Annotated in this window: 27 protein-coding genes and 1 pseudogene; 2 read left to right on the forward strand and 26 right to left on the reverse strand. The window is 40.0% G+C overall.

The window, feature by feature from the left end; all coding sequences use genetic code 11:
* Positions 1-9: 9 nt before the first annotated feature.
* The 3 genes from P8610_RS13810 to P8610_RS13820 form a co-directional block, all read right to left on the reverse strand.
* The gene (locus P8610_RS13810) at positions 10-558 is read right to left on the reverse strand and encodes a cysteine hydrolase family protein (RefSeq protein ID WP_394604870.1); all 549 of its coding nucleotides are present in this window, start codon (positions 556-558) and stop codon (positions 10-12) included.
* 78 nt (positions 559-636) lie between these two features.
* Positions 637-1,413, reverse strand: a complete 777-nt coding sequence (locus tag P8610_RS13815; protein WP_394604871.1) for an NUDIX domain-containing protein — start codon at positions 1,411-1,413, stop codon at positions 637-639.
* Positions 1,414-1,658: 245 nt separating this feature from the next.
* Positions 1,659-2,501, reverse strand: a complete 843-nt coding sequence (locus P8610_RS13820; protein ID WP_394604872.1) for a DUF4037 domain-containing protein — start codon at positions 2,499-2,501, stop codon at positions 1,659-1,661.
* A gap of 107 nt (positions 2,502-2,608) precedes the next feature.
* Here P8610_RS13820 and P8610_RS13825 point away from each other — a divergent pair.
* A pseudogene (locus P8610_RS13825) lies at positions 2,609-2,719 on the forward strand (GNAT family N-acetyltransferase); the annotation flags it as partial.
* Between the two features lie 216 nt (positions 2,720-2,935).
* Here P8610_RS13825 and P8610_RS13830 read toward each other — a convergent pair.
* The 19 genes from P8610_RS13830 to P8610_RS13920 form a co-directional block, all read right to left on the reverse strand.
* Entirely contained in the window at positions 2,936-3,622 is a 687-nt protein-coding gene (locus P8610_RS13830; RefSeq protein WP_394604916.1) for a YqcI/YcgG family protein, read from the reverse strand.
* An 89-nt stretch (positions 3,623-3,711) separates the two neighbouring features.
* Entirely contained in the window at positions 3,712-4,725 is a 1,014-nt protein-coding gene (locus P8610_RS13835) for a phosphotransferase (RefSeq protein ID WP_394604873.1), read from the reverse strand.
* 9 nt (positions 4,726-4,734) lie between these two features.
* A complete protein-coding gene (locus tag P8610_RS13840) occupies positions 4,735-5,040 on the reverse strand; it encodes a DUF2087 domain-containing protein (RefSeq protein WP_394604874.1) in 306 nt (101 codons plus the stop codon).
* A 16-nt stretch (positions 5,041-5,056) separates the two neighbouring features.
* Positions 5,057-5,479, reverse strand: a complete 423-nt coding sequence (locus P8610_RS13845) for a DUF2500 domain-containing protein (RefSeq protein WP_394604876.1) — start codon at positions 5,477-5,479, stop codon at positions 5,057-5,059.
* Positions 5,480-5,676: 197 nt separating this feature from the next.
* Positions 5,677-7,476, reverse strand: coding sequence for an IucA/IucC family protein (locus tag P8610_RS13850; protein WP_394604877.1), 1,800 nt, complete (start codon positions 7,474-7,476; stop codon positions 5,677-5,679).
* Positions 7,460-8,662 (reverse strand): MFS transporter, encoded by a 1,203-nt coding sequence (locus P8610_RS13855; protein WP_394604878.1) that lies wholly within the window; start codon positions 8,660-8,662, stop codon positions 7,460-7,462. The genes P8610_RS13850 and P8610_RS13855 overlap by 17 nt, the downstream gene beginning before the upstream one ends.
* Entirely contained in the window at positions 8,638-9,987 is a 1,350-nt protein-coding gene (locus tag P8610_RS13860; protein WP_394604879.1) for a lysine N(6)-hydroxylase/L-ornithine N(5)-oxygenase family protein, read from the reverse strand. The genes P8610_RS13855 and P8610_RS13860 overlap by 25 nt, the downstream gene beginning before the upstream one ends.
* Positions 9,962-10,546, reverse strand: a complete 585-nt coding sequence (locus P8610_RS13865; protein WP_394604880.1) for a GNAT family N-acetyltransferase — start codon at positions 10,544-10,546, stop codon at positions 9,962-9,964. Before P8610_RS13865 ends, P8610_RS13860 begins: the two co-directional genes overlap by 26 nt.
* Positions 10,530-12,317 (reverse strand): IucA/IucC family protein, encoded by a 1,788-nt coding sequence (locus P8610_RS13870; RefSeq protein ID WP_394604882.1) that lies wholly within the window; start codon positions 12,315-12,317, stop codon positions 10,530-10,532. The genes P8610_RS13865 and P8610_RS13870 overlap by 17 nt, the downstream gene beginning before the upstream one ends.
* Positions 12,314-13,807: a pyridoxal phosphate-dependent decarboxylase family protein gene (locus P8610_RS13875; protein WP_394604884.1), complete on the reverse strand. Its 1,494-nt coding sequence runs from the start codon at positions 13,805-13,807 to the stop codon at positions 12,314-12,316. The genes P8610_RS13870 and P8610_RS13875 overlap by 4 nt, the downstream gene beginning before the upstream one ends.
* 9 nt (positions 13,808-13,816) lie before the next feature.
* Positions 13,817-15,163, reverse strand: a complete 1,347-nt coding sequence (locus tag P8610_RS13880; protein ID WP_394604885.1) for an aspartate aminotransferase family protein — start codon at positions 15,161-15,163, stop codon at positions 13,817-13,819.
* A gap of 268 nt (positions 15,164-15,431) precedes the next feature.
* The gene (locus tag P8610_RS13885) at positions 15,432-15,710 is read right to left on the reverse strand and encodes a GNAT family N-acetyltransferase (protein WP_394604887.1); all 279 of its coding nucleotides are present in this window, start codon (positions 15,708-15,710) and stop codon (positions 15,432-15,434) included.
* Between the two features lie 24 nt (positions 15,711-15,734).
* Positions 15,735-16,196 (reverse strand): hypothetical protein, encoded by a 462-nt coding sequence (locus P8610_RS13890; RefSeq protein WP_394604888.1) that lies wholly within the window; start codon positions 16,194-16,196, stop codon positions 15,735-15,737.
* An 88-nt stretch (positions 16,197-16,284) separates the two neighbouring features.
* Complete coding sequence (locus P8610_RS13895) at positions 16,285-17,094, reverse strand: alpha/beta fold hydrolase (protein ID WP_394604889.1); 810 nt, start codon at positions 17,092-17,094, stop codon at positions 16,285-16,287.
* Positions 17,095-17,249: 155 nt separating this feature from the next.
* Positions 17,250-17,912 (reverse strand): type 1 glutamine amidotransferase domain-containing protein, encoded by a 663-nt coding sequence (locus P8610_RS13900; RefSeq protein ID WP_394604890.1) that lies wholly within the window; start codon positions 17,910-17,912, stop codon positions 17,250-17,252.
* A gap of 81 nt (positions 17,913-17,993) precedes the next feature.
* A complete protein-coding gene (locus tag P8610_RS13905) occupies positions 17,994-19,028 on the reverse strand; it encodes a zinc-binding dehydrogenase (protein ID WP_394604917.1) in 1,035 nt (344 codons plus the stop codon).
* A 181-nt stretch (positions 19,029-19,209) separates the two neighbouring features.
* Entirely contained in the window at positions 19,210-20,055 is an 846-nt protein-coding gene (locus tag P8610_RS13910; protein WP_394604891.1) for an aldo/keto reductase, read from the reverse strand.
* A gap of 60 nt (positions 20,056-20,115) precedes the next feature.
* On the reverse strand, positions 20,116-20,511 hold the full coding sequence (locus tag P8610_RS13915) for an HIT family protein (protein ID WP_394604892.1): 396 nt from the start codon (positions 20,509-20,511) through the stop codon (positions 20,116-20,118).
* Complete coding sequence (locus P8610_RS13920) at positions 20,512-21,018, reverse strand: NUDIX hydrolase (RefSeq protein WP_394604893.1); 507 nt, start codon at positions 21,016-21,018, stop codon at positions 20,512-20,514. It lies immediately after the preceding gene.
* A gap of 187 nt (positions 21,019-21,205) precedes the next feature.
* Between P8610_RS13920 and P8610_RS13925 the strand changes: the two genes are divergently transcribed.
* A complete protein-coding gene (locus P8610_RS13925; RefSeq protein ID WP_394604894.1) occupies positions 21,206-21,442 on the forward strand; it encodes a transporter suffix domain-containing protein in 237 nt (78 codons plus the stop codon).
* Between the two features lie 241 nt (positions 21,443-21,683).
* Here P8610_RS13925 and P8610_RS13930 read toward each other — a convergent pair whose 3' ends face one another.
* The 4 genes from P8610_RS13930 to P8610_RS13945 form a co-directional block, all read right to left on the reverse strand.
* Positions 21,684-22,256 (reverse strand): MFS transporter, encoded by a 573-nt coding sequence (locus tag P8610_RS13930; protein ID WP_394604895.1) that lies wholly within the window; start codon positions 22,254-22,256, stop codon positions 21,684-21,686.
* Positions 22,253-23,677, reverse strand: coding sequence for an FAD-dependent oxidoreductase (locus P8610_RS13935; RefSeq protein ID WP_394604896.1), 1,425 nt, complete (start codon positions 23,675-23,677; stop codon positions 22,253-22,255). The genes P8610_RS13930 and P8610_RS13935 overlap by 4 nt, the downstream gene beginning before the upstream one ends.
* 421 nt (positions 23,678-24,098) lie before the next feature.
* The gene (locus P8610_RS13940; RefSeq protein WP_394604897.1) at positions 24,099-25,301 is read right to left on the reverse strand and encodes a M20 family metallopeptidase; all 1,203 of its coding nucleotides are present in this window, start codon (positions 25,299-25,301) and stop codon (positions 24,099-24,101) included.
* A 24-nt stretch (positions 25,302-25,325) separates the two neighbouring features.
* On the reverse strand, positions 25,326-26,894 hold the full coding sequence (locus P8610_RS13945; RefSeq protein WP_394604898.1) for an AbgT family transporter: 1,569 nt from the start codon (positions 26,892-26,894) through the stop codon (positions 25,326-25,328).
* Between the last annotated feature and the right edge of the window lie 37 nt (positions 26,895-26,931).

Genomic DNA, 26,931 nt, shown 5'->3' on the forward strand with positions numbered 1-26,931 from the left:
AAATTAAAATTATAGAACTTTTGCGTTTAAACAACTTTTAAAGTGTCCTAAAGCCCATTCATGTCCAGCTTGGTTGAAGCTTGCCACACCTTTTTCATGTACAACAATTTGAAGTCCCGCATTGTAAGCATCAATTGCGGTGTGAAGACAGCAGATGTCTGTGCAGACGCCTACGATATGAATCTCTGTAATACCGCGTTCACGCAGCTTCATTAATAGGTCCGTTCCAGCAAAGGCGCTATATCGTGTTTTATCCATCCAATAAACGTTAGATTTATCTTTGTTGTTTTCGTAGACTTTTTGAAGGTTGCCATAAAGTTGTCGACCAGGAGTTCCTGCAATGTTATGTGGGGGAAAAAGCTTGTTTTCCGGATGGAATTCATCGTTAAGTTGATGCTGATCAATGGCAAAAACAACAAGGTCACCGTTCTTAAGAAATTGTTCTGTGATCGAGATGATTTCAGATTCAATGTCTTGAGCTGGTTTTCCACACGTTAGTGCACCTTCATCTGCTACAAAATCAAAGGTATAATCAATGTTTATTAAAGTCTTTTTCATCATAAATTCCTCCTACTGATTGTTTTTCCAACCTACAATAAACAACTTGTTAATTATAATTCATAAAAAAATTTAGAGTTAATATCGTGCTGTATAGATTGGCTTTACAACATCCATATCAATAAACGTGAAAAGCTTTGTTGCTCTTTTTGAAGTTCTAGTAGTTGTTTTTCCCTGTACTTCTTGAATAAAAGGAAGTGATTTTATTTTTCTTGAGAACGATTGATCGCTTAATATGGCTGGATCGTCTGTTACCGTTTTTAGTACGGCTTGCAGCTCAGAATAGGTAAAATGTTTTGGCAGGAAATTCTTAGCTACTGTCGTCTGCAATAAGTCGTTTGTAATGACTTTGATGGCATCCCCTATAATCTGTTTATGGTCGAAAGCAAGATCAAGATTGAGAACCTCTTTTACTGAAAAAAGCTCTATATTCGCTGCGTCGTCTTGCGCTTTTCTAAGCGATAAATACGTATCAGGTACGATGGCATAATGTGCATTTGAGATAATCCATCCTCTGGGATCCCGCCCCGGCTTGTCGTATACTCCAAATTGTTTAATGTGAATTCCTGAGATGTTCGTTTCTTCTTCTAGTTCACGTTTTGCCGCTTGGAAACCCGTTTCATCATCTTGCACAAAGCCACCTGGAATAGCCCATTTGTTTGCTTCAATGTTTGTATTACCCTCTGTATCAAGTCCTGCTCTTTTGATCAGCATGACCTTGAGGTCCATCGTTGGAGGTTTATACGCTTCGCTTTTTTCAGAAATGATAGTAAAGACACAAATATCGGAAGTATAACCATCTGGTGTACGATATTTTTTGATGTCGTATTGTTCAAGTGCTTGCTTATTAGACAATGGTGTCCCTCCTCTTTCAATTAACAAAATGTTTATTGTTAATTTATTTATATTCTATTTACCTCAAAATGTAAACACGTAAACCTATTATGAAACAAGATTATTTTTCAATGGGGCAACCATTTTTAAAACCATTCATGACTACTAAAACAGCCAAAACAAAAACCACCCGAGAAGACGAATCCACCCGGATGGCTATTTCTATTGTGTATGAATTTTTTTGTTTTTATACTCTTATTGTGTGATCAGATCATATTTTTGGGCCGCACAAAAGCCATTTTTTCTTTGTATGTATCTAAGAAAGGAAGATTTGGATAATGCTTCTCAACTAGTTGAAATACTTCTTCAATCAGCTGCTCTAATTTTTGTATACTTTCTTGAACATCACCAGTTAGAATAGCTGATAATCTCTGATTTAGATTTTCTGGTTTTGTCACAAAAATCTCACTGTATTTGTGCATCCACTTAAAAGAAGGATGGTGGATGTACAATTTATTTAATGCAAAAAGTGTTCCTAATAACTTCTTCTGTACACCGCTCATCAGATCATACAACATAATCCAATCTTTCCTGTCTAATAAGGCATAACGGTTGTTCCATCGATACCAAAGAGCTAGGTTTTCTTCAATCATGTTTTTCGCAAGATCATCTGGATAAATTTCAACCTTCTTTTTCAACTCGTTAATGACATGATCACCATATAAACTTTGTCCATAATAAACGGACGAAACCATGCATTGCTTGCCATAATCGATCTCATACTGCTCCACAACCTCAGCTATCCACTTTTCTGCAGTAGTTGTTAAAAAGCTGCTAATCTCGAGCTTAACATTCTGAGGTGTCAAATAACTCTCCGCCCATTCTTCCTCTTCATACGGGTGAAAATCAATGATAGAGCCATTTATTGCTATGATGGGATTCATCCGGTCTTCATCATGAGGTTTTTCCGACCAAAAAATATTAAGTTCAATGTCAGAATGCTTATCCTCCCATCCCCTTGAAACAGAGCCAGCCAATAATACTGCTTGTACTTTAGGGTTTTGTTGATAAATTGCGGCCAATTCTAACGCGATATCTTTTAATTTCATCTTATACTCTCCCGTAAAACACCTTGTTAGTTAGGCATGTATCCATAACTCTCATCACTTACGAACCTACTAACTTATGTAAATAATTGATACTATAAGATTAGCATATTTTCTTTTATAAGGAGCTTCTCCAGTTCGGCCTTGAAAAGTTACAGCTTCATCGCATTTTTGCGACATGCGTTCCAAGAAATAAAGCATCTGAAAAAGTATTATCTAAAATAGGCATGACGTTAGAAGGAAGAATGCGTGAATGCATCCTTCTTAAAGACGGCTGGCGTGATTCTATGTTGTTCAGCATGCTAGAGCATGAATGGAAACGCCTTAATGTTGATATTTTAGGGTAAGTTGTTGATATTTCATAAATTTTTGTTGATATTCAACAACTTTGTGTTGATTTAACAAAAAAAGGACTCGGCTAGAGTCCTTTTTTCCATTTATTTATGATGAAACGGACATTTTCCTGTTATCGGTTCAACGTCGTCTCCAATAAAATATTGCTTCCACTCACGATGTTCTGGATCACCGTAATGACTAATGTTCGGATGTTTCGGAAGATTATCCCACTTTTCTACCCGCTCCCGGACCTTTTCACGAGACATCGCGCCACCAGGTGACGTCCCCTCTAGCCCGTCAAAAATACGGCGTGGCTGAAAACCAAGAACTAAACTGTTGCCAAGATCTCTTGTTTTACGCTGCTTGTAGGCAGGTGCATTTCCAAATACAAAATACGGCTCGTTATCGAATGAGAACGCAAACAAGTGATGATCTGGATCTTTCGGAATGTGTTCAGGCCAAGGCTGATTATCGGTCTCGTGCAGAGACTGAAGCATCTTCCAGAAGTAATCCCGATAGTACGGAATGTCTTTTTCTTCTTTCTCAGGCTCCACAAACACAAACAATCCATGACGAATTAATTTTGGTGCATCAAAAAGCTTGTTAAACTCTCGGATTGCTTCTGGCAGATTCGACCAATCATCATGCGTCACATACGCATAGCGAAGCTCTCCCTTGTTCTCAGCTGCCATTCCAAAATAACAAGGAAACGTCTTGTTGGTTACGGTTTCGTGAAAGGTCTTATACTCCTCAATGACCCAAGCTGGAACTATTTCTGGATTTGTCATATCTTCTTTTTTCAGCAAGCACAATTGTTTCGTCTCCACTTAACCACTCCTCTAGTCTGTTAATGAGGAAGTTCCCTTATGCTACTTTGTTAAAACATAAAAGTTGCTGCTTCTTTTTTCCAGCCAAGCATTTTTTCTAACTCATCCAGATGTTGTGCTAACCATACCATCTCATGCTGAAATCGTTTCGGCGGCTCTCCCTCATGAAGTTCAACGCTGACCCACCAAGTGCTTTCCATGTACCAAACCAATTTTAACGATAATACTAACCTTTCAATTGATAATTTATTTGTATTACCGTATCCCTTTAGAAATGCATGCACAGCTTCGACATTAATTGTATCGTCGTGTAAGCATGTTGAGATGATGATTCTGCCAATATCCAACTCGATAAAATCATAGTCCAATCGGTCAAAATCCAGGATAGCGGTTATGTTTTCCCCCGAGAATAGCAGGTTATCTACCCAAAGATCACGGTGGCACCAACCAGGAGTAAGGTGTTCAAGTTGAAGTGTTCCCATGTTTATTGTTGCTTTTCTTTGAAGTTCGATTAGTGTTCTTAAATGATCTAAGTCTTGTTCTTCGCATTGAATCCCAACTGATCCCCAATAGTCTAGACGATCTTGAAGAGCAGGAATCTGAAAAACAGTCTTCGATTTTGCCGGCAATGTACCATCATTTAATAGTCGATGAAGCTTTCCAATCTCTTGGCCCAATGACTCCATCTGCTCTGGTGAAGCTTCTCCCGGTTTTATAAGACTACCTTTCATAAAACGCATGACGGTAAAAAGCTCACCACTTGAAGACTTATGTAAAAGGTTGCCTTCATTTGATAGAAGTTCCGGGCAAGGGATGTCAGCAAGAAATGAACGATTTTGAGTGCGAAGAGCTGTATGTATTGTTTTCAAGTCATATTTCTTAATACGCTCTTTATTGTATTGTTTTACTAAAAAAATACCTTGATCCGTCTCTATTTTCCATTTTTGATTCAAATAACCTCGATTAATTTGTGTGCTTTTCATTACTTGAAAACCAAAACGCGTCTGTACTTCTTCCTTTAAGTGCTCCCATAATAATTCTAATTCTCCATTCAGCTCTCTCACTTCTTTCTGTTACTTAAGCTCTTGCCAATTCGTCCAAAGTGATTCGTCTCTTTTTTTGTAATTACCATCTTCTCGATCCATATATCCATTTACGATAAACTCTCTTCGAATCGTACAAAAATCTTCATGATACTTTTTAATAAACTCGTTTATCTCCCTTTCTGTATATGTTTGGTTATCATCCAGCTGTTGAACGAGATATTCCAGCACCACTAACTTTTTCTTCTTTTGAGAAGGAATGTTTTTAAGACGTCCCTCTTTATTTAAAAATGCATTCAACACACTTTTTTGATAGTTTTCTAGACTTGCTGTCATATAGATCATTCTCCTTTTAGCTTAATTCTGATTGTCTATTCCGTTCAAATCCTAAATAACGAGTTCCTTGAAAATTCAGTATTCCTCTATCTCCTTCTACCAGCATACCGTATTCTTGTGAACCCACATGAAACTCCATACGATCACCGCTTTCCACTTCAAACGTTGCATAGTACCATGTAGAAGCTGACGTGTCATTTGCGCCTCCACTTACTTTCGTTCTCTTCGTAACTAACTCGGCAGTCACAGCTAATTTAGGCTGTTTATTATTGCTGCTCCACTCACCAATTCCTTTTATGATAACAAAAATGAAAATGCTGATTACGATTACAAAAAGAGCTCCTCCAAATAAAGGAAGAACATCAAACATCCAATCGCCGCTGCTACCAAAGCCTGGTTCTTCAAAATGATCAAAATCTGTTTCCTCAAAGTTCCCCATGGCTTAACCCCCTCCTACTCCCTTACCATAATATTACATACGAAGGAGAAAAAACAGAAGTTTCAGTTTATAAAAAAGCTTTTTACGATCCGTGTTCTTTTATGTATTAAACGTTCGCGGAATATAAAGTCTTTGACACGTGTTTGTGTATTTATTTCTCGCATAACAAAAAAAGCCGCCGAAGCGACTTTTTTCGATTAAAGAGATACTTTGTTCACCTTGAGTTCATGCAGTGCATTTCGCACTTTTCCGAACTCAGATGCATGAGGCCGATCTTCACCATCACCATAGCCGTAGTCTACCATTCGATTGCGGTTCAGACATAGCTTCGTCAATTCAGGTTTAAAGAAGTCAAACAGTTTAAAACGTTCTTCTAAATGTGAAAACCTCGTCTGATAGGCTTCAATACTATCCACTAAGTGTGACCAGAATGCTGTTTCTTCTATTAACTGATTGCGCACCATGACATTTGACATGTAGCGCAGGTGGCAAATGAACAACCCCGTGAAAATAAACTGAGTCAATCCTTCTGGCGGCTCGCTGCGCAGTACAGACCGCAATTCTTCCGTCACTCCCTCTAACTCAGGAAATGGCTGATCCGAGATATTCACGTCATCTACGTAATCTTTTACAGCTAATCTCTCAGGCTTATAGTCTTTTAAAATTAAAATCGTGTTCTGACCGTGCGGCGAGAAGACTGTTCCATATTGATAAAGAAAATGCAGCAGTGGCGGCATCACTACACCAAAGAATTTCTTCATCCATTCGTCAGCACTCAATCCAGACTTTTCAATCAAACTTTGGACATACGGCTTGCCATCTACATCGACATGATGGAGAGCTGCAAGCGTGATCGGCTGCTCACCATCTTTTAAATACGTATAGATACTTTCACGCCAAATGGTTCCGAGCATCTCCAGGTATTGATATGGAGCACCTTTCAAATTGCTGTAATGAGCGTGATCCACGTTGATGCTTGCTACTTCTCCAGGCAGCACGACTTCACATTCATCTCTTAAAAAGCTGTCACGGTCAAAGATTCCTTTGATGTGTTCTGTTACACGCGGTGCAATTACCGTTCGTTCTGATGGAAGACCTCGATACACGAGCGTATTTAAAATACTCATTGGAAGTTTCACATGTGATTTCAACGGATTACTTCGGTTTACAAACGTTCGCACTGACTGCTGCGGCAAATAGTGATCTGTTCCTTCTTCTAACGGAACGATCATACCGTTCGCCAAGTCTTCAGGGAAGTTTTGGATCAGCACATTTTTCCACTGCCATTCATGAACAGGCATAAAGTAATAATCGAGAGGCAGCTTTCCGTTCTCACGTAAAATTTCGTTAAAGCGCTGAATAAGAACACCATCAAGCTCTTTTATCAACAACTTCTCATAATGCAGTTCACTAACGGATTGAAACTGTGCGCGGTCACGGTGAACGGCAATCCAAAACAGTTTCGTTTCATTCTGGTTTTCAGGGGCATACTTGCTGTAATCATCAAAGCCGAAACCGATTCGCCCTTTGTTGTATGTGATCCACGGATGGCCTGACATTTCTCCCTCTAACTCCGCATAATCAAGATTCACCAACTCATCTGACGTTTTTTTATGGTGATTTAATAGATTGGCATCCGCAATTAGCGTATGGTTCAATTCCTTAATCAAATGACCTGCTGTTTCTGCTGACATACCGATCATCGGCTGAATATCCAATAAGAAACGAATTGCACTTGTTGCCGGCTTCCACTCTTCTCCCTCAAAAACTTCAATAGATTTCGGATCTACATCAAAGCTGTCAAACAAACGTTTTTCAGCGGTAAAACGATACTGACGATCCTCTGTAACAGTAAATACGTATCCCTCTTCTTTTTGCTCAGGAAAAATCATGTCTTCATACATATACTCAGCAAGCATCTTCGCGAGCAAATTTTTGTTTACCGTCTCCCACGTATCCTTCTTAAGAATCGATTCTGTTTCATTTATATAAAACATGTTTTTCCTCCTTATGTAAGTGAAGTTTCTCTCTGTTTTTTTCTCTCGTGAACGTACCCCATAGGAAAACAAGTATATGGAGAACGACGAACAAACTTGCATAAACAAAGATAGCTGATATCGATTGTTCGTTTACAATGGATGATGCTGCTACAGGTGCGAGCAAGAGTCCTACGTTTTGAATCGCAGAGATCTTGCTATAATCGCCATGCGTGTTCTGACTACACTTGAAAAGTAACACATCCAATTTAGCCAGACACCACGCTGCTCCAATTCCAAACATGCATCGGAACAGTACAAGACCCGCAATGCTTGTTTCGATACCTTGAAAAAATAATCCAACAACCATCATGCCTGTTGCCGCTATATAACCACTCCGTCCTAATTGATCACTGTATTTTCGGATGAGAGGCAAAGATACAATCGCCATCAGACTTGGTATTAAGTACAATAAACTGCTCATCAACGTACTCGTGTGATACACAGCCTCAGTGTACGTTGTGAAAAATGGCCGAACCATATTCACTGCCAAATGGAGGGTTAACACGACAATTCCGAAAAGAAAGAATTGCGGCAACAAGCTGCGTTGGTTTTCTTGTAGTGCTGCATCCATGACTCTGGTCTTGCTCACTTTTTTTAACATGAAATAACTGAACAACCCTACCAAACATTCCATGATCCCTATCACCCAGAAGATCAATAAAGGATTGTCCATCTGAATGACCCATCCTGACAATAAAGTTGCTATTACGATTGCTCCCTGCAAAACAGCATGATAACTAGCAGCAGCACTTGTTGTACTCTTCCGGTTCTCCTGCATCAAAATCGTGTAAAGCAGAAAATAACTGCTCTTAAAGATCAGCAACAGAACACTCGCTGCAACAAACATTTCAAAGGTCTGTGAAATCGCCATCAAAAAGCAGGATAGCCCTGTTCCCCATTGACCGATTATCAAAAGAAAAGAACTGTTTTTCCATTTGTTTGCCATAAGACCCCAGATTGGTGTGAAGATCACGACAACGAGCCGGCAGGTCATAATGTAAAACCCTGTAATGTTCGGATCTGTTATCCCATAAACCTTTTTAAAAAACTGCGGGTAAAAAGGCGATAACAGTACTTCTGTACAGATAAACAGAAAAACACAGCTCAACAGAAAAAGATTTAACGAACGGTTGTTGGATTCCATGAAGGTTCCGATCCAAAGTTCTGAAACACGTTTTTATGAGAAACAGAATAGATTTCTTTTTCAAAAAGTTTATTGATGATAACTGCGTTTCTGTGTGCACCAAGGCCAAGATCTGGAGCACCAACACCATGTGTGTGCAGCTCACCATTCTGAATAAAGATATGGTTGTTCTCAAGGTCCTTCATCTTCAATCGATAATCATGTGTAATCTGGTAACGGTTTTTGTAATCCCACTCGATACTCTCCTGCATGTTAATCAGGAAATGCGGGAATGACGGTGCATAACCTGTTCCTAAAATAACGACTTCAGATTCTAGTTCAAACACATCTCCCGTAACGTTTTGACGAAGTGAGAGCATGTGTGTATCAGCTTTCTTCTCTAGTGAAACAAGTTCGGTCATCGCCTGCAATTGAATCTCTGGCTTCTGTTGACCGACAGATTTTTCGTAAAGGAGGTCATAAATATCCGCGATGGTATCCATGCTTATTCCTTTATATAAGAGGTCTTGCTTTTTCAGAAGATCATCCTTCTTGGATGGTGGCAGCTGATAAAAGAAATTCGTGTAATCCGGTGAAAAATATTCAAGTCCAAGCTTTGAGTACTCCATCGGGAAAAATCCTTTTGAACGCGTGAACCAGTTTAACGAATACGCCTCATTATCCTGATGCTGTGCAAGATCATAGAATACCTCCGCTGCACTTTGCCCTGAACCAATCACCGTGATCGATCTCGCGTTCAGCAGCTCTTCTTTTCGATCTAAATATTGAGAAGAGTGGATGACTTTTGTGCCAAGGTTCTTCTCTAGGTGTGAAGGGACTGAAGGACTTGTACCAATGCCAACTGCTAGATGCTTTGTAAAATACGTTTCCGTTTTACCTGTCTTCAGAGACCGAACGATGACTTTGTATAATGGGACGTCCCCATCTTCAACAGGCAATATCTGCTCTACTCCCATTCCAAAACGGCAAGAGTTCAACTGACTTGCTGTCCAACGGCAATAGTGATTGTATTCCTTGCGGGGAATATGAAAGTTCTCCAGAAAATAAAAGTGGTACAATCGCTGGTGTTCTTGAAGATAGTTTAAGAACGTGTACTTGCTTTTCACATTCGCCATACTTACCAAATCAGCGAAGAAAGGGACTTGCAGGGTCGTACCATCGATCAGCATCCCTTTATGCCAGTTGAACTCTGTTTTCTTTTCAAAAAACAGTGCCTCTTTACCGCCTGTTTCATCAAGCATAGCCGCTAGTCCAAGGTTGAACGGACCGATGCCTACACCAATGATGTCATACACTTTTTCAAATTGCGGCTGTTTCAAAGACATCTTTCCATCTCCTCTCAAACGTTTCTCTATGGCAATACATGAGCATACCTGTCTTATCAGGCAGCTCGATCGGTTTCACTTTTTCAAAACCGCACTTTTCAAACACATGTATCATCTTCTCGTTTTGAATATCAGGCTCAGCAATGATCTTCTCCGTTCCTTGATTTAAAAACTGAAAATTCACGATCGCCCGTAATAAAGGGAGTGCGTATCCGTTACCTAGAAAAGCTTGTTCCCCGATTAATAGATGTATTCCTTGATCCTCAGGGTGCGGGTCGTAGCAATTCTCAACCACATCCCCCCTCACCCAATATGCTTCCCAATAGCTTATCGGGACGCCATCGATCAATCCCAAATACAGAGTTTGGTGTTCATCTTCTAAAAATTTCTCTAAATGCTTTTTATAGTCTTCAAACGAAATATCGAGCTTCCAGTAAGGAACCACGTAAGACTGCTGCTGCCATTTGTGTAAAAGTGCCACATCTCTCTCAAAATCTACTTTTGCAAATGATAATGTCTTTTCAATGGTGTAATCATAGAAACTAAACGCTGGCTGCATTTGAAGTCAACACCTTTTGTAATGGGTTCGGTATGTTCGTATAAACAGATTGTGTTTCAAGTGAGCCAACGAGCTCGTCCATATCATGAAAACGTGTTAGCAAGTTCGCTTTACAAGGAAGTTCTTTCGAGTCTAGTAAACTCCTTAACAACCCGGATTTTCCGTCTGTGAAAGTATCATGGTGCATCAAACGATTTCGGAGCATGTTCATAAGCTCTGCTTCATCGATTAAGTCTGCGGCTCCAAAACCGTTTATCAGACCAAACAGATGATTCATGAAAAAGTAATATCGGAACCGTTCGATTGCGACTTCATCACTGCAGATCGTGACACTCTTCCGATTAAGTTCAGGCAGCTGTTTCACTAGCAAATCTGCTTTCGATTCGCTGTAATAATAGCCTTGATTATCACGGTAATAAAAATGCTTTGGATAGCCGTTCTCCATCTGGACGATCGAATTCTGCTGATGGGCTTCAAGCGCTACGCCATATGTTTCATACAGCCATAGTATTGGATCTAGAGCGATCGACAAGTATTCACTAAACCAATCCTTGCTCACTTCTTCTGTCGATCTGTTCTCTTTTTGAGCTAAGTCTTGTATGATTGCTTCAATTCGTGATCGTCCGCCAAATCCATGATCCTGGCAAAGGCCAGCTACTAAACTCGCATTTTTATCATTTTCATAAAATGGGTTCTCTCTGATTACCACTTCAAATCCTGACATTTCTTTTCCCGTTGGGATGTTTAAGAATGCAGGATCCTGAATGATCTGGAACGATGGAAAGATCTCCTTCAGCTCTTGTCCGATTCTCGATTTCATGAGTCTGGAAACTTCTACTCCTCTATGAAGCTCCTTTTCCAGATTAACCCTTAATGAGTTCGTAATTTTAACAGGTACAGAGAATTTATACATGTATTTATAATTTCGGCTGTATACAGAACGCATGGAAGACGTCGCTGAGAACGGTTCACCGAAAGGTCCTATGTATGTTAACTTTTCGTCTTTAATTAATGTTTGAACAGAGAGATCATTTAATAGAACAGGCACTTGTAATGGATGCACAGGGATATAGACGGATTGTTCATCACGTTCTATTTGTTCCATAAAATTCTCATCCTTCTGAAGCAGCTGCAATGTAATCTCTTCAGCTGTCACCTTGTCAGCGGAATCCTGATCGACAATCGACCGGTCAGCTTGAAAGAAATGCAGCTGAAACGTTCCCTTAAGTTCCGGAGAATAGAGAGACTCCTGCTCGGTACTCATGCCTTGCTTGCTTTTCGGTGTCGGGTGAAGAAGGTGCCCAAAAAGAAGAGACTGCTCTGCTTCAATAAACGTGAACTCACTGTTCTCTAGAGCATCACTGTCACTTTTCCGTTCTTCTAAATAGCGCTGTATGTTCTTTTTGCTAAGAATCGTACGAAGCATTAACTCGTCTTCTGCATCTTCACGATTCTGCTCCAGCAATAATTCCTTCGAAAGAACCGATACAAGCGTAACGTAATCGAGTGGGATTATTTTTTCATTCGTTTGATGAAGTATAGGAAAATGAAACAGATGCCTTCCTGTTAAAGACCAATGCTTTACCGCTGCAAAAATCGCAGAATCCTGATTGGCTAGTGAAACTTTCAACCATCTTTCTGGTGTTTCACCGTTCCAGCCTATCTGCTCCATGTCACCTTCAATCTCTATTAAATTACGAGTTTCTCTCAGGTAACAGTTCAAGAAACTCTGCATGCTTGCATTTTCTGCTCGTTGTTTATAATTTGTCATTGGGTGATCCCCCTGTTTTCGTACTCTGCTGCAAATTGAGAAATGCTATGAAGAACGTCTTCAATATCGACGATTGTCGTTCTCGGATTCAACAATGTAAATTTCAAAAATACTTGACCCTTTACTTTTGTTTTGGCGATCAAAGCTGTTCCTGTTTGTAGAATCTTTTTATAGATAAACATGTTCAGCTCATTCAGCTTTTCTATAATTCCACCTCTATAGCGGAAAACAATCGCGTTGATTTCAGGATTTCTGTTACAAACTTCGATATCTTCGTTATGTTCCATCACACCAGCTGCCTGACTTGCTAGATGAAGCGTGTAGTCGATCATGTTGGCAAAGTTCTTTTCACCAACGATACGAAGAGACATGAATAGCTTCAACGCATCAAATCGTCTAGTCGTTTGAACAGATTTGCTTACCAAATGAACAAGTCCGTCCTCTTCATCGTTCTCTGGGTTCAAATAGTCTGCATGATGTGCAAGATAACGAAAGCTCTCCTTATTTTTCACAAAAAATGCTCCACAGCTGATCGGCTGATAAAATTGCTTATGAAAATCGATTGTAATGGAATCTGCTTGCTCAATCCCTGCTAATTTATGAAAATGCTTTTGACTTAGCATTAACGCTCCGCCATAAGCGGCGTCAACATGAAGCCAAAGCCCATGGTTTTCAGCAATTTCCGCAATTTCTGGAATGGGATCAATGCTGCCAAAATCTGTTGTTCCAGCCGTTGCAACTACACACATTGGTATGAGACCTCCAGTTTTTAACCGTTCGATCTCTTCCGTTAACTTAGCTGTGTTTATTTTTTTATTGCTGTCTGTTGGAACTGTAACTACGGCTTGTTCTCCTAGTCCTAATTGAAACGCAGACTTTTTGACAGTGAAATGAGCACTTTCTGAACAAAGTATGCGGAGCTTATGGAATTCGGTTGGCAAGCCTTGTATCTTAACGTTCCAATTCCATCTCTTATCACAAAACCAATCTCGCGCTAACAATAAACCCATATAGTTGGATTGCGTACCGCCACTCGTGAACGTACCATCAGACATTGGAGGAAGGGTAAGCTTTTCACTCACCCATTTGATAAGGCGTTCCTCCAGATAAGTAGCCGTTGAACTTTGATCCCAAGAATCCATGGATTGATTAAGTGCACCGATGATCAGCTCGGCTGCAATCGCAGGAATCAGAGGCGGACAATGAAGGTGCCCCATGCTCGTTTGATGAGACACATGGATGCTGTTGTTCACGATTTTTTTCAAAACATCTTCCAGTACGGTAATCGGGTTATCTCCGTCTTTGGAAGTTAACGAAAGTTTCTGTATTTCTTTTTCAATTTCTTTCGGAGCTGATCCGTTAAAGGCATTGGTATTGCTTTTATAGAAATTACTCAACAGATGTTGTGCTTCCAAGACAATATGATTGAAACTCTGTATTCCCGTTTCACTATCATTAAGAAAAAAACGGTCAAAATCGGTCGTGTTCATGTAGCACCTCTATTTAAGTGCGGCTCTTACCGCGTCTGTGAAGATTGCGATTACTTCGTTCATTTGTTTCTCTGTAATGATAAGCGGCGGCAAGAATCGAACAACACTTCCATGTCGTCCGCCTACTTCTAGGATCAAGCCTCTGTTAAAGCACTCTCTTTGAATACGGCTCGCAAGCTCTGGATTCGCTGCATACGTTCCTTTTAAACCAGATGGGATACGTGGATTCACAATCTCTGCTCCTACCATTAATCCACGGCCGCGAACATCCCCAATTTCAGGAATCTCATTTTGGAGGATGGAAAGTTCGAGCATAAGCTTCTCTCCCATCTCAGCTGCATGCTGTGATAAATTATGTTCTTTAATGTAGCGAAGTGTTGCTGTTCCAGCAGCCATAGCCATTTGGTTACCTCGGAACGTCCCAATATGTGCTCCAGGTCCCCATTTATCAAGTTCACGATCATAAATCACAACAGATAACGGCAAGCTTCCGCCGATTGCTTTGGACAGAACCACTACATCAGGCACGATTCCCGCATGTTGAAACGCAAAGAGTTCACCAGTTCGTCCGATGCCTGTTTGCACTTCATCAATGATTAATGGGATGTTGCGCTCTTTCGTAATGCGGCGAATTTCTCGCAGCCACTCAACCGGCGCTGGAATTGATCCGCCTTCACCTTGAACAACCTCTAAAATCATCGCTGCTGGAGGTAAGATCCCGCTTTCTGGATCATATAAAAGGTTCTCAATATATTTAGCGCTGATTCTCCCTGTGTCGTCCCCACCCATTCCAAACGGACAGCGGTATTCATATGGATACGGCATAAAGTGAACATCTGGCATTAAGCCTTGCACGTTTTGTTTTGGTCCTAAGTTACCTGATAACGCCATCGTTCCATGTGTTGCTCCGTGGTAACCGCCTTGGAACGAAAGGATGCTTCTTCTTCCTGTAGCCGTTTTTACAAGTTTGATCGCGGCTTCAATTGCATCTCCGCCAGTCGGTCCGCAGAATTGTATCTTCGCGCGCTTTGCAAATTCTTCTGGCAAACTATCAAACACTTCACTCACAAATTCTTCTTTTACTGGCGTCGTTAAATCCAGTGTATGTAATGGGCGCTTGTCATGAAGCACTTTCTCAATTGCTTCTATAACAACCGGATGATTATGTCCAAGCGCAAGAGTTCCTGCTCCTGCTAGACAATCAATAAACTTCCTTCCGTCTGCATCTTTTACATAGATTCCATCCGCTTCTTCAATCGCAATCGGAATGCGTCTTGGATATGATCTTGCGTTGGATTCTCTCTTCTCCTGTTGTTTCAGATAAAGTTCGTTCATTTCTAAATGTAAAGTGCTCATATTTAATCCTCCTAAAGGTTAAGTTCCGTTACTGAAAATGATTCTCATTATTGATTACATGTATAACCTTAAATGATAATGATTATCATCGTCAATGATAGTTTATCCCTAACTTGTTTCCATATATTTTTATTGCTGTAATTGGCATACGGGTCTAAAGTCCTTATATTCAAAGGACATTTTTGGTATTTCTCACTAGGGTTTGAAATACTTTTTTTTGAATTCTCTATAAAAAAAAGCCGCTAATCAGCGACTTTTTTATCACATCTCATTTATTAAAATAATAGTAAAACGATGATTTTCTTCCTCTTACTTCACATCCCGATTTCTCAAAAACACGCTGCATTGCGATATTTGATTCGTGCGTTGAACCAACGTAATAACTCGCTCCCATTTCTTTCAAAAGATATAGTGATCGTTTATGTAATTTTCCTGCGTAACCTTTTCCTCTTTCTTCCGGTAATACACCAAAATAAAACAATCGTCCCTCATTCCTCGTCCCAGGCTCAATGTGAGGTATACACACGGCCACAGGTCGTTTACTCAAATAGAAAACACCACAACTCCGCTTCTACTCTCCACCTAATTCATGTTTCACTGATTGTAACTGCTCATCCATAGAAAGAGTGGATACTGCATTGCCTGACCCTTGCATCACTCTCTTCCATAAATCTTTAAATTTCTGTTCTGTAAGAATTGAATCTTCCAAGGTAAAATATGAGAAATGCGCTTCTTCTTCGTTTTCTTCAAATAATTCTTTGTAATATTCTACTGAACTAGTAAACATTTCGAATCCGTGTTGTTCTAAATAAGAAGCATGTTTTTCATAGTTATCACTGCTCTTTTGCAGATGAACACTTACTCGGCTTAGTTTGTTGTTTTCTCCAACAGCTAGAAGCTCAGCGACCAACTGAGAAAATATTTCTAATACGACAGCTTCTTTCTGCTCCAACCCCACATAAGAAGGCATTCCATTTAGTATTGAAAATGAGTTGTTAGATTTTGTTCCTAATTCATTCATACGTTCACTCAACTTTCTTTAGTCCTCAAATGTAATATATCACCAATTTATAAAACTACTTACAATCTCAAAGATTCTACATTGAACGATATATTCCTTATTACCCTATAAACTCTGCCAATTCTTTGTTTACATTTTCCCATTCTTCCCAAAATAGACCATGACCGCTATTTTTTAAAGGGAGGAGCTTTGAGTTTTGGATTCCCTGATTCATGGCAATAGCCAAAGGAAACGGACAGACTTGGTCATGCACGCCATGAAGGATTAGAGTGGGCACTTGTATTTTTCCAAGATCTGAAAACAACTCCTCATCACGCAAAGAGCCTAAAACGGCAGCAGTGGAATAACCAGCTGCTTCTAGTCCCAATTGAAAAAACCAGTCTGAAAAAGGAGATGTCACATACTTAAAAAAGAAGAGATCACCAAATCCAGACAGCATTTTCGGCCTGTCTTTGTATGTGTCCTGAATGAATGTGTTTACTTGTTCTACCGTATTGCCATAAGGAAAATTAGGTCTTTTGGTGAAACTTGGAGCTGCAGCACCTAATAAAGCAAGCTTTGACACACCGTAATTGTTATGCCTAGCCATATAACGAATGGAAATCGCACCTCCAACAGAATGACCGACAAGTGTGAAGTTTTCTAATTTTAGCGTTTGAACGACAGCATAAATATCATCTGAGAGACGATCATAAGAATAGCCGGTGTAAGGTTTATCTGAGTTCCCAAATCCTCTTAAATCAATTCCAATACATCTAAATCCTTGTGACGGAAGCTGATTAAACTGATACTCAAACAACTTATGGTTAGCTGGCCATCCATGTACGAATAGGATTGCTTTTTGACCGTTTGGATTAACATCTTCTACATAGATTCTAACATCGGGTTCAACTCTAACATAATATCCCACTGTCATTCCTCCAATAGCATTATGTATAACATACTCAAGAAGGTGACAATAGGTGATTGCCTAATGAAGACCCATATGCTGCCCGATACATTTTATACTTTCTGAAAGTAAAAAAAAAAAACGACAAGCCGAAGCCAGTCGTTTTAGGAATTTATTTATTGTTTGTCTAAAACATCAATCATACGAAGTGCAACACTTCTGCTTGATTGAGGATTCTGTCCAGTAACAAGATTTCCATCTGTTACTGCAAAGTCTTCCCACTTTCCGGCACGCTGGAATTCTGCTCCGAGCTCACGAAGCTTTGTTTCCAATAAGAACGGCACTTCTTTTGTCAGCTTCATTTCTTCTTCCTCTTCATCCGTAAAAGCAGTAACCGTCTTTCCTTTTACAATGGATGAACCATCTTTAAGCGTTGCTGTTGTTAGTCCAGCTGGACCATGACAAACGCTGCCGATCACTTTGTTCGTTTGTGCCATCTGACTTACAACTTCCTTTAGAGCCTCACTTTTTGGAAAGTCAAAAACGGTTCCATGACCTCCTGGCAAGTAGATCGCATCATAGCTTACAGCATCTTCTGGACTTAGTGCCGCTGTATTCTCAAGCATAGACAAAGCTTCTTTATACGTATCCTTTTCCACACCTTCTAAACTGTTAGGATCTAAAGGAACGCTGCCGCCTTTGATACTCTTTACCGTAATGTCATATCCTTTGTCTCGGAACTCATTGAAAGGAACTGCAAACTCCTCTAACCAGAGACCCGTTTTATTGTTACCAATGTTTTGATGATTTGTTACGACGATTAGAATTCGTTTTGACATCCTTACACTCCCTTTCATTTCTGTACGCTTATCATTTTTCCCGATTTTACTTATTTAAAACAAAATGCAATGGCCTTGTTTCTAAGGAAGCAGTAAAATCTTTCCTAACTTTCCTTTATTCTTAAAATAGACTTGAGCTTCTTTTGCTTCTTCCAAAGGAAAAGTTTTATCAATAACTGGTTTGATTTTGCCTTCTGAAATCGCATTAAGCATTTCTTTAAACTCTGCTCGAGTCCCCAAGACGGATCCATACATTGTAATATGTTTTAGATACAACTTCCTAAAATCAAGATTTGTCTTCTGGCCGCCTGCAGATCCAGAGATACAGAACTTCCCACCATTTTTTAGAACCTCTAGAGACGTTGAAAACAATGCATCGCCCACTACATCTAGCACGGAGTCGATGGGTCCCCCGTTCACTTCTAAAATCTCTTTTGATAGAGAATCGGATTTATAGGATAGTACATGTGTTGCTCCTAATTCCCTCATTTTTGCTTCACTATCTAAATTACCGAGGATTGCGATAACTTTCGCACCAAAGACTTTTGATGCAATCTGAACATTGAGTGATCCTACCCCACCATTAGCCCCAGTTACCATAATCGTCTCACCAGGTTGAACTTGTATTTGTTTAACCATATGCCAAGCCGTTAACCCGCTAACCGAAAAAACGGCACTCTCTGAATAACTGGGAAGAGGCATATCAAAGCAGAGCTCAGCTGGCCACACCACATATTCAGCGTAACCACCGTCATATTCTGAACCAATAAAAGACATATCCAAAGAAATATGTTCTGATCCTTTTTCACCACTCGAAGTAAAAGGAAATAAAACTACATCTTTCCCTAAAAGAGAATCATCGACTAACTTTCCAACTTTCACTATTTTTCCCGTTATATCAGAGCCAGGTGTACGTGGAAATTGTACGCCTTCAGGTCGCCATCCCGATTTAGAATCGGTTCCATATGCGCCTTCTCTCATCCAGATTTCAGTGTTATTAATCGCACAAGCCTCTACTTTTACAAGAACTTCATTTTCTCTTGGTTCAGGTACAGGGATATCCACTACTTTTAACTTATCAACATCCCCATATCCCGTTACTTGCACAGCTTTCATCAAGTTATTCCTCTTCTCTTATTTGAATGAAATTTTATAATTAACAGTATGGTTAGACTATCTATTTCCCTATTATGGACAAAGCTTTTGTTTTGCATAATACAGGATTATTTTCAACAAAAAAGCTAGATAAAAAACAAATTGTCCTGTAGCCATATACAGGACAATTTATATTTTATTTTTATTCAAACTGTTTATAAAACTCCGGATCATCTGGATCTGCACCGTTCCGTTTATCTTGATTAAGTGCTGAAATGCGTGTCATGTCCTCATTCGTCAGCTCAAAATCAAAGATATCAATGTTTTCTTGAATTCTGTGTTCTGTTACTGATTTAGGAATTGTCACAACACCGTTTTGAAGATCCCAGCGCAAAATGATTTGTGCAACTGATTTATTGTACTTATCCGCTAGCTCCACTAAGGTCGGCTCTTTAAAGATTTCTCCTTTTAAAAGAGGTCTCCAAGCTTCTAGTTGTATGCCCTGCTCTTTACAATACGATAAAAGATCTTCCTGAGACAAACGCGGATGGTACTCCACCTGGTTTACCATAGGTTTAATTTCAGCTTCTGCCATCAAATCTTCAAGATGATGCTGTTTAAAGTTACTAACACCAATCGCTTTTGCACGGCCTTCATTGTAAATTTTTTCAAGGGCTTTCCACGTTTCTTTATACTTTCCTGGTACCGGCCAGTGAACAAGGTAAAGGTCTACATAATCAAGACCCAGTCTTTCTAAACTTGCATCAAAGGCCGCAAGTGTTTTTTCATACCCTTGATCGGTGTTCCAAACTTTCGTAGTAATAAACAGTTCTTCTCTTGGAACGTTAGATTCTGCAATTGCCTGTCCAACACCAGCTTCATTTTCGTACAAACTTGCTGTGTCAATGCTGCGATATCCTGCATCAATCGCCCATTTGATGGACTGAATCACTTCATCACCATCTTCAGCTTTATAGACTCCTAAGCCGATCCATGGCATTTGAACACCATTATGCAGAACGGCACGATCATGAATACTGCTTGTCATAAAGAATCACTCCTTGTTCACATTGTGGCACACTTTTTTCTGTAGTTAAAAAGATTAGACTCACCGAAGCTTGTCTGCGGTTTCAGCTAACCGTTGATCGGCATCATCTTTTATTAGAGACTCACTCCACGTAAACCCATCATTTTCATACCGCGGAATAACATGCATATGAAAATGCGTTAAGTCACTAAATTTTCCCCCGTTTTGGTTAATCGTAATCCCATCGGGTTTTAAACACATGTTTAATTTCTCAGATATGTACTTTGCCGCTTCCATGACAGCCAATGTTTCTTCATCTGTCAATTCTGTTAGTTCCTTCACATGTCGTTTTGGAAGGATCAGCGTATGACCTTCATTAAAAGGGTCAATATCAAGAAAACAATTTATGAGCTCATTTTCGCAAATCGTATGTACAGGTAATTTCGCGTTTGCAAGATCACAGCCTAAACAGCTCATCTAGATCAATCCTTTCAATCTCGCTAGCAACAACCCATGTGCCATTTCGCTGTCTTTCCAGATGCCTTGTTCAATATTATGAAATGCCCGTTCTACAGGAATATGAAACGCTTGAATTGTGGCTTCCTTTTTTTCAAGTCTTTGAGATTTATATTCTATGATTTCCTTTGTAAAAAAAACATGTGTAATGACGTTGCTTAAGCACGCACTCGGCTGAATACTACCTAAAAATACAGCCTCCCCACACACGATCCCGGTTTCCTCAAGCAGCTCTCGTTTTGCAGCTTTCATAGGGTCTTCCTTTTCCTTCATTCCTCCGCCTGGCAATTGGATTATGATTTCTTCCACTGCTGGCCGATATTGGCTGATTAAGATTAATGAGTCGTTTTCCAATGCAACCATAACCGCAGCTTCATGTGGCATCTCTTTTAGTGTTATACTTCCAAATTCATCTTCGAACACTTCTATCTCTTTATCTCTGCTCTGATATACAAGTTCCTTTTTCAAGAATCCCCCACTCCTTACACCAGTTTACTTTTAACATTATCCAAACTTGGAAACATTTTCAACTAGCAGCTTATTGGAAATATAGACCAATTAATTATTTGATGGTTGTTTTTAAATGTGTTGTGGTGAGGGAACTTTTAGTAATACTCTTACGTATTACAGTTAATTAATTGCGGAGGAGTATAACATGAAAAAGAAAATCGGAATTATTTTTATTGTCCTCTCATTTGTGTTGTGGATCTTAATACCCGTCATCCCCTTTTTATCGTTTAGTGCTGGGCTTAAAACAGCGATCGTAAGTGGGTTGTTCATCGGCGGAGAAGTTTTCTTTTGGCTAGGAGCGCTGTTAGCAGGAAAAGACATTGTGAAGAAGTTCATTCAGAAGTACTGGCGCAAAAAAGAAAAAAATGATGATGTAACTTGAGAGACTCCATTAATAGAGATGATTTAATAGAATGCTGATCCAATCAAATAGGTGATTAATATGGAAGATATAATTATTGGATTTATCTATACTTTTTTAATCGTTATTACGTTCGAGACTATTTTTAGTAGAATTTCAGGGAATGGTTATAAACACCCCGTAAAAAAATAGGCGTTCTCGCTATACAGTGTCTTGTCATCACTTTGCTCTTATTTAAAATGTATAACTAAAGCCTGTCAGCTTATGGCTGCACAGGCTTTTCATTATTGGCATAATATTTTAATGGAGATGCTTTCATGAGGATTACAGCTGAACCCATGTAAAGGAATGAGGCGATATAAAACAAACTTCCAATCGTCAGGAAATCTACTAAATAGCCTGTTGCCATGACTGCTATTGCTCCCCACACACTTGTCCAAAGATGATAGTTTCCGATTTTTTCACCTGTTTGGGAACCTTGAGTTTGCCTCACGAGCGCTGTTTTCTCCGTTGTCTTTTGTACAGCACCTAAAATACCCATTGCAATCTGCAGCATGTATAGAGCAGCAACCGTTTTAATGATAGGCACAACAAGCATCATTCCGGCCATGCCCCATGTGTAAAATAGAATCAAGGAACGATCTCCCACTTTATCAGAAAGTCTTCCGATAACCGGATGAACCAGCGCTCCAGTAAGTGCAAAAAGACCGTAAGCCAATCCGAATTGTGAGTAGCTGTCTCCAATGTTGCGAATGAGCAGCAGATAAAAAGGAAATACCATAGAACTCGCTGTCATTAATAGGCTTTGGGCTGTTACGAATGTGCGATAATTCATTGTCCATACCTCTCATAAAAAAGATTTTTGAAACGCTCTTCTGGATCGAGCTGTCGTTTCACATTAAAAAACTCATCAATGTGAGGATACGCTTTTTTCAGTTGTGCATTCGTCGGATAGGAATAATAAGGTAAGTAATAACTGCCGTCATGCTCTATCGTCACATCAATCATCTTCTGGATAACATCCTCTGTTCTTTGAATCTCTTTTTTTGATCGCCCTTGGTTGATTAATAGCACGAGAGCAAACATATCGTCCTTGGCATATGACAGGACAGCATCCTCATCATGCTCAACATAGCGTATCGTGATATTTAATACATTTAATTCTTCTTTTTCCAATACACCTCGTAAATCATCGATATAATCTGTGAACTGATCTACAGGAACAAAATATTCTTGCAACACTTCTGTCTGGTTTGGATTTTCATATTCCATAAACGCACTATCCGATCTCATCACGTTGTTCCTAGTTTCATACTTGCCATCGCTTTTCACAAAGTACTTTTTCTGAATATCCCAAAACACGTCTTTTCCCCAGCCGCTGTAACGTGACATGCCCAGCATAAATTTAGGCAGTGCTACCATTTTTTCCTCTTTTAATGTTGAAAACTTTTTTAGCTCATTTTGATCCTCCACCAGCACATAATCGGTTACATACATTTCTTTTAAAAAAGAGTTCGGCGCAACAGATAATCGAGCTACGTGCATTTTCACATCTTTATCATTCTTCACGTACTGATTAAAGTAACTTTCATATTCCTGATAATCCATCGTTGCAATACGGTGCTTGTAAAGTTCATCCTCTGCCAATTGAAGGGTTACATCTAAAATAATTCCGAAAAGACCGTAGCCCCCGATTACATAAGGAAAGTAATCATTATTCTCTGTTCTACTCACATTGATTATTTCACCGTTCGATTTGAGCAGCCGGAAGGAATCAACCGTATCTATCAATGAACCGTAACGTATATCACGCCCATGAACGTTTACACTTAATGACCCGCCTACCGTAAATATGTTTTGCGACTGCATCATTTTAATAGACAACCCATAAGGATTAATTTTTTCTTGAATGTCTGCCCAAGTTGCTCCGCTTTGAACTGTAATTTTTTTATCTTTAGGATTAAAGTTTAGAATCTCATTGTAGCTCTTCATATCTAGGAGCGTTCCGTTCGGATACAGGGTATGGCCACCTTGACTGTGCTGCATGCCTGCAATTGATATTGTTTCTTCTTCTTTAACCCATTTTTGGAGATCACGAGTTGAGCCCGAGCTTTTGACCACCTTCATTTTTGTAGGCATCAATCGTCCAGCATCTTCAACAATAATCGTTTTTTGCTGTTGTGAGTATGCAGAAACACTGAAAAAGAGAGCCAAGCCATATAAAGAAATTCCGAACACAATAAATTTTCGTTTCATTTACAGCACTCCCACCTAAACGAATAGTGTAATATTACACTATTATTATAAAATGAATCTTTATTAGGTGACAAGTGATTTTTCCAAATAAGTTAAATTACAGTTTAATGCTCCTTTCATTTCGTGGGCCTTACCTCGAAAGAAAACCATTACTGCGGATAAAAAATGGATTACCGTTGATATAAATTGAATTACCGCGGATAAAATTTGGATTACCTTGGATAAAAGTTAGATTACCTTGGATATATTTATCTTGTACGTTCGAGGCGAACAGATTGAACTTTTGTACACTGTTAAAAAACAAAAAAAGAGGCACCGACACATTTGGGTCGATTAGCCTCATTTCTCACACTACTAAACTAGAGGGATGTTGATTTCACGCTCATTCCTAGATCGTCCTCAAAGCAGATTCCCTAGCTTCCTATTTTGTTAACTCTACTTTTTTCTCGGCATTTTGTTTTAAATACGTAAGTGTTGCAGCACCTAGCAGGTTGGCAGCTATCAGTAAAGCATCTTCGTTAATCTTGAACTTTGGATGGTGGTGCGGGTATGTCTCCTCCCACGCTGTGTCTTCAGCTCCCGTAAAGAAGAAGGTGCCAGGGATTTTTTCCAAATAATATGCGTAATCTTCTCCTCCCATCTGCGGCTCGATTTCCTCTAATTCCACTATACCTGGAACCCTTTTCGCTACATCTACAACGAATTCTGTGTCTTCTTTATGGTTAACAACGGCAGGATAACCACGTTTAAATACATATTCATAGGATGCATCAGAAGCAAGGCTAGTACCTTTTGCGATACGGTCGATCTCCTCTTCAATCGCTACACGAACTTCTTCCTTAAACGTCCGGACCGTTCCTGTTAGCTTTGCCGTATCTGCAATCACGTTAAATGCATTTTTTGCCTCAAAAGCACCAACAGATACAACCGCTGCGTCCAATGGATTAACTCGACGGCTCACGATCTGCTGCAGGTTTGAAACAAGCTGCGCCCCAATCACGATGCTGTCTTTTGTTTTATGCGGCTGCGCACCATGTCCGCCTTTACCTTGAACTTTTATAGTGAAGGAATCTGCGGCTGCCATTACTGGACCGGTACGGTAACCGATCGTTCCTGTTGGCATCGTTGCCCAAAGGTGTGTGCCGTAAATCACATCAACTCCGTCTAGACATCCGTCTTCAATCATCGCAATGGCTCCGCCCGGCGCAAGTTCTTCAGCGTGCTGGTGAATAAATACGACATTTCCTTCGAGACCATCCTTCATTTCTGTTAAAACTTTGGCCAATACAAGCAATGTTGCCGTATGACCGTCATGACCGCAAGCATGCATGACACCTGGCACTTTCGATTTGTATGGAGAATCATTTTCCTCTTGAATCGGTAGTGCATCAAAATCAGCTCTTAGGGCAACAGTCTTACCTGGCTTACCGCCTCTTAACGTTGCAACAACCCCCCTGCCGCCGACTTCTGTACGAACTTCTAGCCCTAACTTTTCATGATACGCAGCAATAAAGGCGGGTGTCTCGACTTCTTCAAATGAAAGTTCAGGGTTTTGATGAAGGTGTCTGCGAATCTCAACCATTTCGTTTTCATAATTAGCCAATCGGCTGAATAACTGTTCCAAACCTGCTCACTCCTTCTATAAAATCTACATGTTTATATATTCGCCAGGTCCTAATGGAAGTCCTAGCACGTACCAGATGGTAAATAAGATGCACCAAAAGATTGTGTATGCGATTGAGTATGGAAGTAAAGCAGATATGAGCGTTCCCATCCCCATGTTTTTATCGAACTTTTTAGCAAACGTAAGCAAAATTGCAAAATAGGCAAGCATCGGTGTAATCGTATTTGTGATGGAATCTCCAATTCTATATGCCATTTGTGTGAAGGCGGGACTGTAGTTTAAAGCCATGAACATCGGAACGAAAACCGGCCCTAATATCGCCCACTTAGCAGATGAGCTGGCAATCAGAAAGTTCACGAGTGCTGTAAAAAGGATAAAGGCGAGAAGCAGTGGCAGACCGGTAAACCCTGATTCTTTTAAAAAGTCAGCTCCGGTAATTGCGATGATTGATCCTAAATTGCTCCAGCTAAAATAAGCGATCATTTGAGCCGCAATAAAGGCAAGCACGATATAGTATCCCATGCCGCTCATTGCCTTTGTTAAATGTTCGGCAACATCTTTGTCATTTCTTAACACTCTTGATCCAAACCCGTAAGCCATTGCAGGGATTAAGAAGAACAGAAGCATGATGGGAACGAGTGAATCCATAAATGGTGAATCGATCAGCTCACCCGTTTTAGCATGACGAAGCATCGCACCTTTTGGGACTGTTACAAGCAAAATGATGATAGTGTAGATTAGTAGAGAAATCGTAGCCCACTTCAGTCCTCTTTTTTCTTCAGAAGATAAAGCTTGTTTCTTCACTTCAAGATCATCCGGGACTTGATATTCACCAAGCCTTGGTTCAACGATCTTTGTCGTTACCCATACCGCGACTGGTAAAAGAACGAATGTTGAGGCAAGCATGAAGTAATAGTTCATCGCTGGGTTTGCCTTATAGTTTTTATCTTGAAGATGTGCCGCTGACTCTGTAAATCCGGCGAGCATCACATCAAGCATGCTGATAATAATGTTGGCACTAAATCCGCCGGCTACTGCTGCATAAGCCGCTGCAAGTCCTGCGATCGGATGACGTCCAAGTGTGAGGAATACCATTGCAGCTACTGGCGGAAGCACGATTAGTGCGGCATCAGCGGCTGCATTTCCTACGACTCCAATAAAAACGATAATTGGCAGGATAAGCGCTTTTGGTGAGGCTAGTACAACTTTGCGCATGAAGGCTGAGATCAAGCCTGTTGACTCAGCTAGTCCTACCCCAAGCATGACAACGAGAACAAGTCCAAGCGGCGGGAAATTCACAAAGTTGCTGACGAGTTCTGTGAGCATCCTCTTAATGCCTTCTTCGTTTAATAGATTTACCGCTGTAATTTTTTCGTTATTAGCAGGATTTACCGCACTCCAGCCAGTCACTCCAGCAACAAACGAACCTAACAGAATAATCGCTGTAATGATTACAAACAAAGTGAGAACATCCGGAAGCTTATTTCCGTTTTTCTCTACCCAGTCCAATAGCCGATTAAATATGTTTTTATTGTTGTTCTCAGGCTGTGACGGTTTTGGTGAAGGTACTGCTTTTATTGCTGAACGTGCCATGGTTATCCTCCCTCTTTCGTTTGATTTTTCTGAAATT

This window comes from Fictibacillus sp. UD (assembly GCF_043558025.1).
Lineage (GTDB): Bacteria > Bacillota > Bacilli > Bacillales > Fictibacillaceae > Fictibacillus.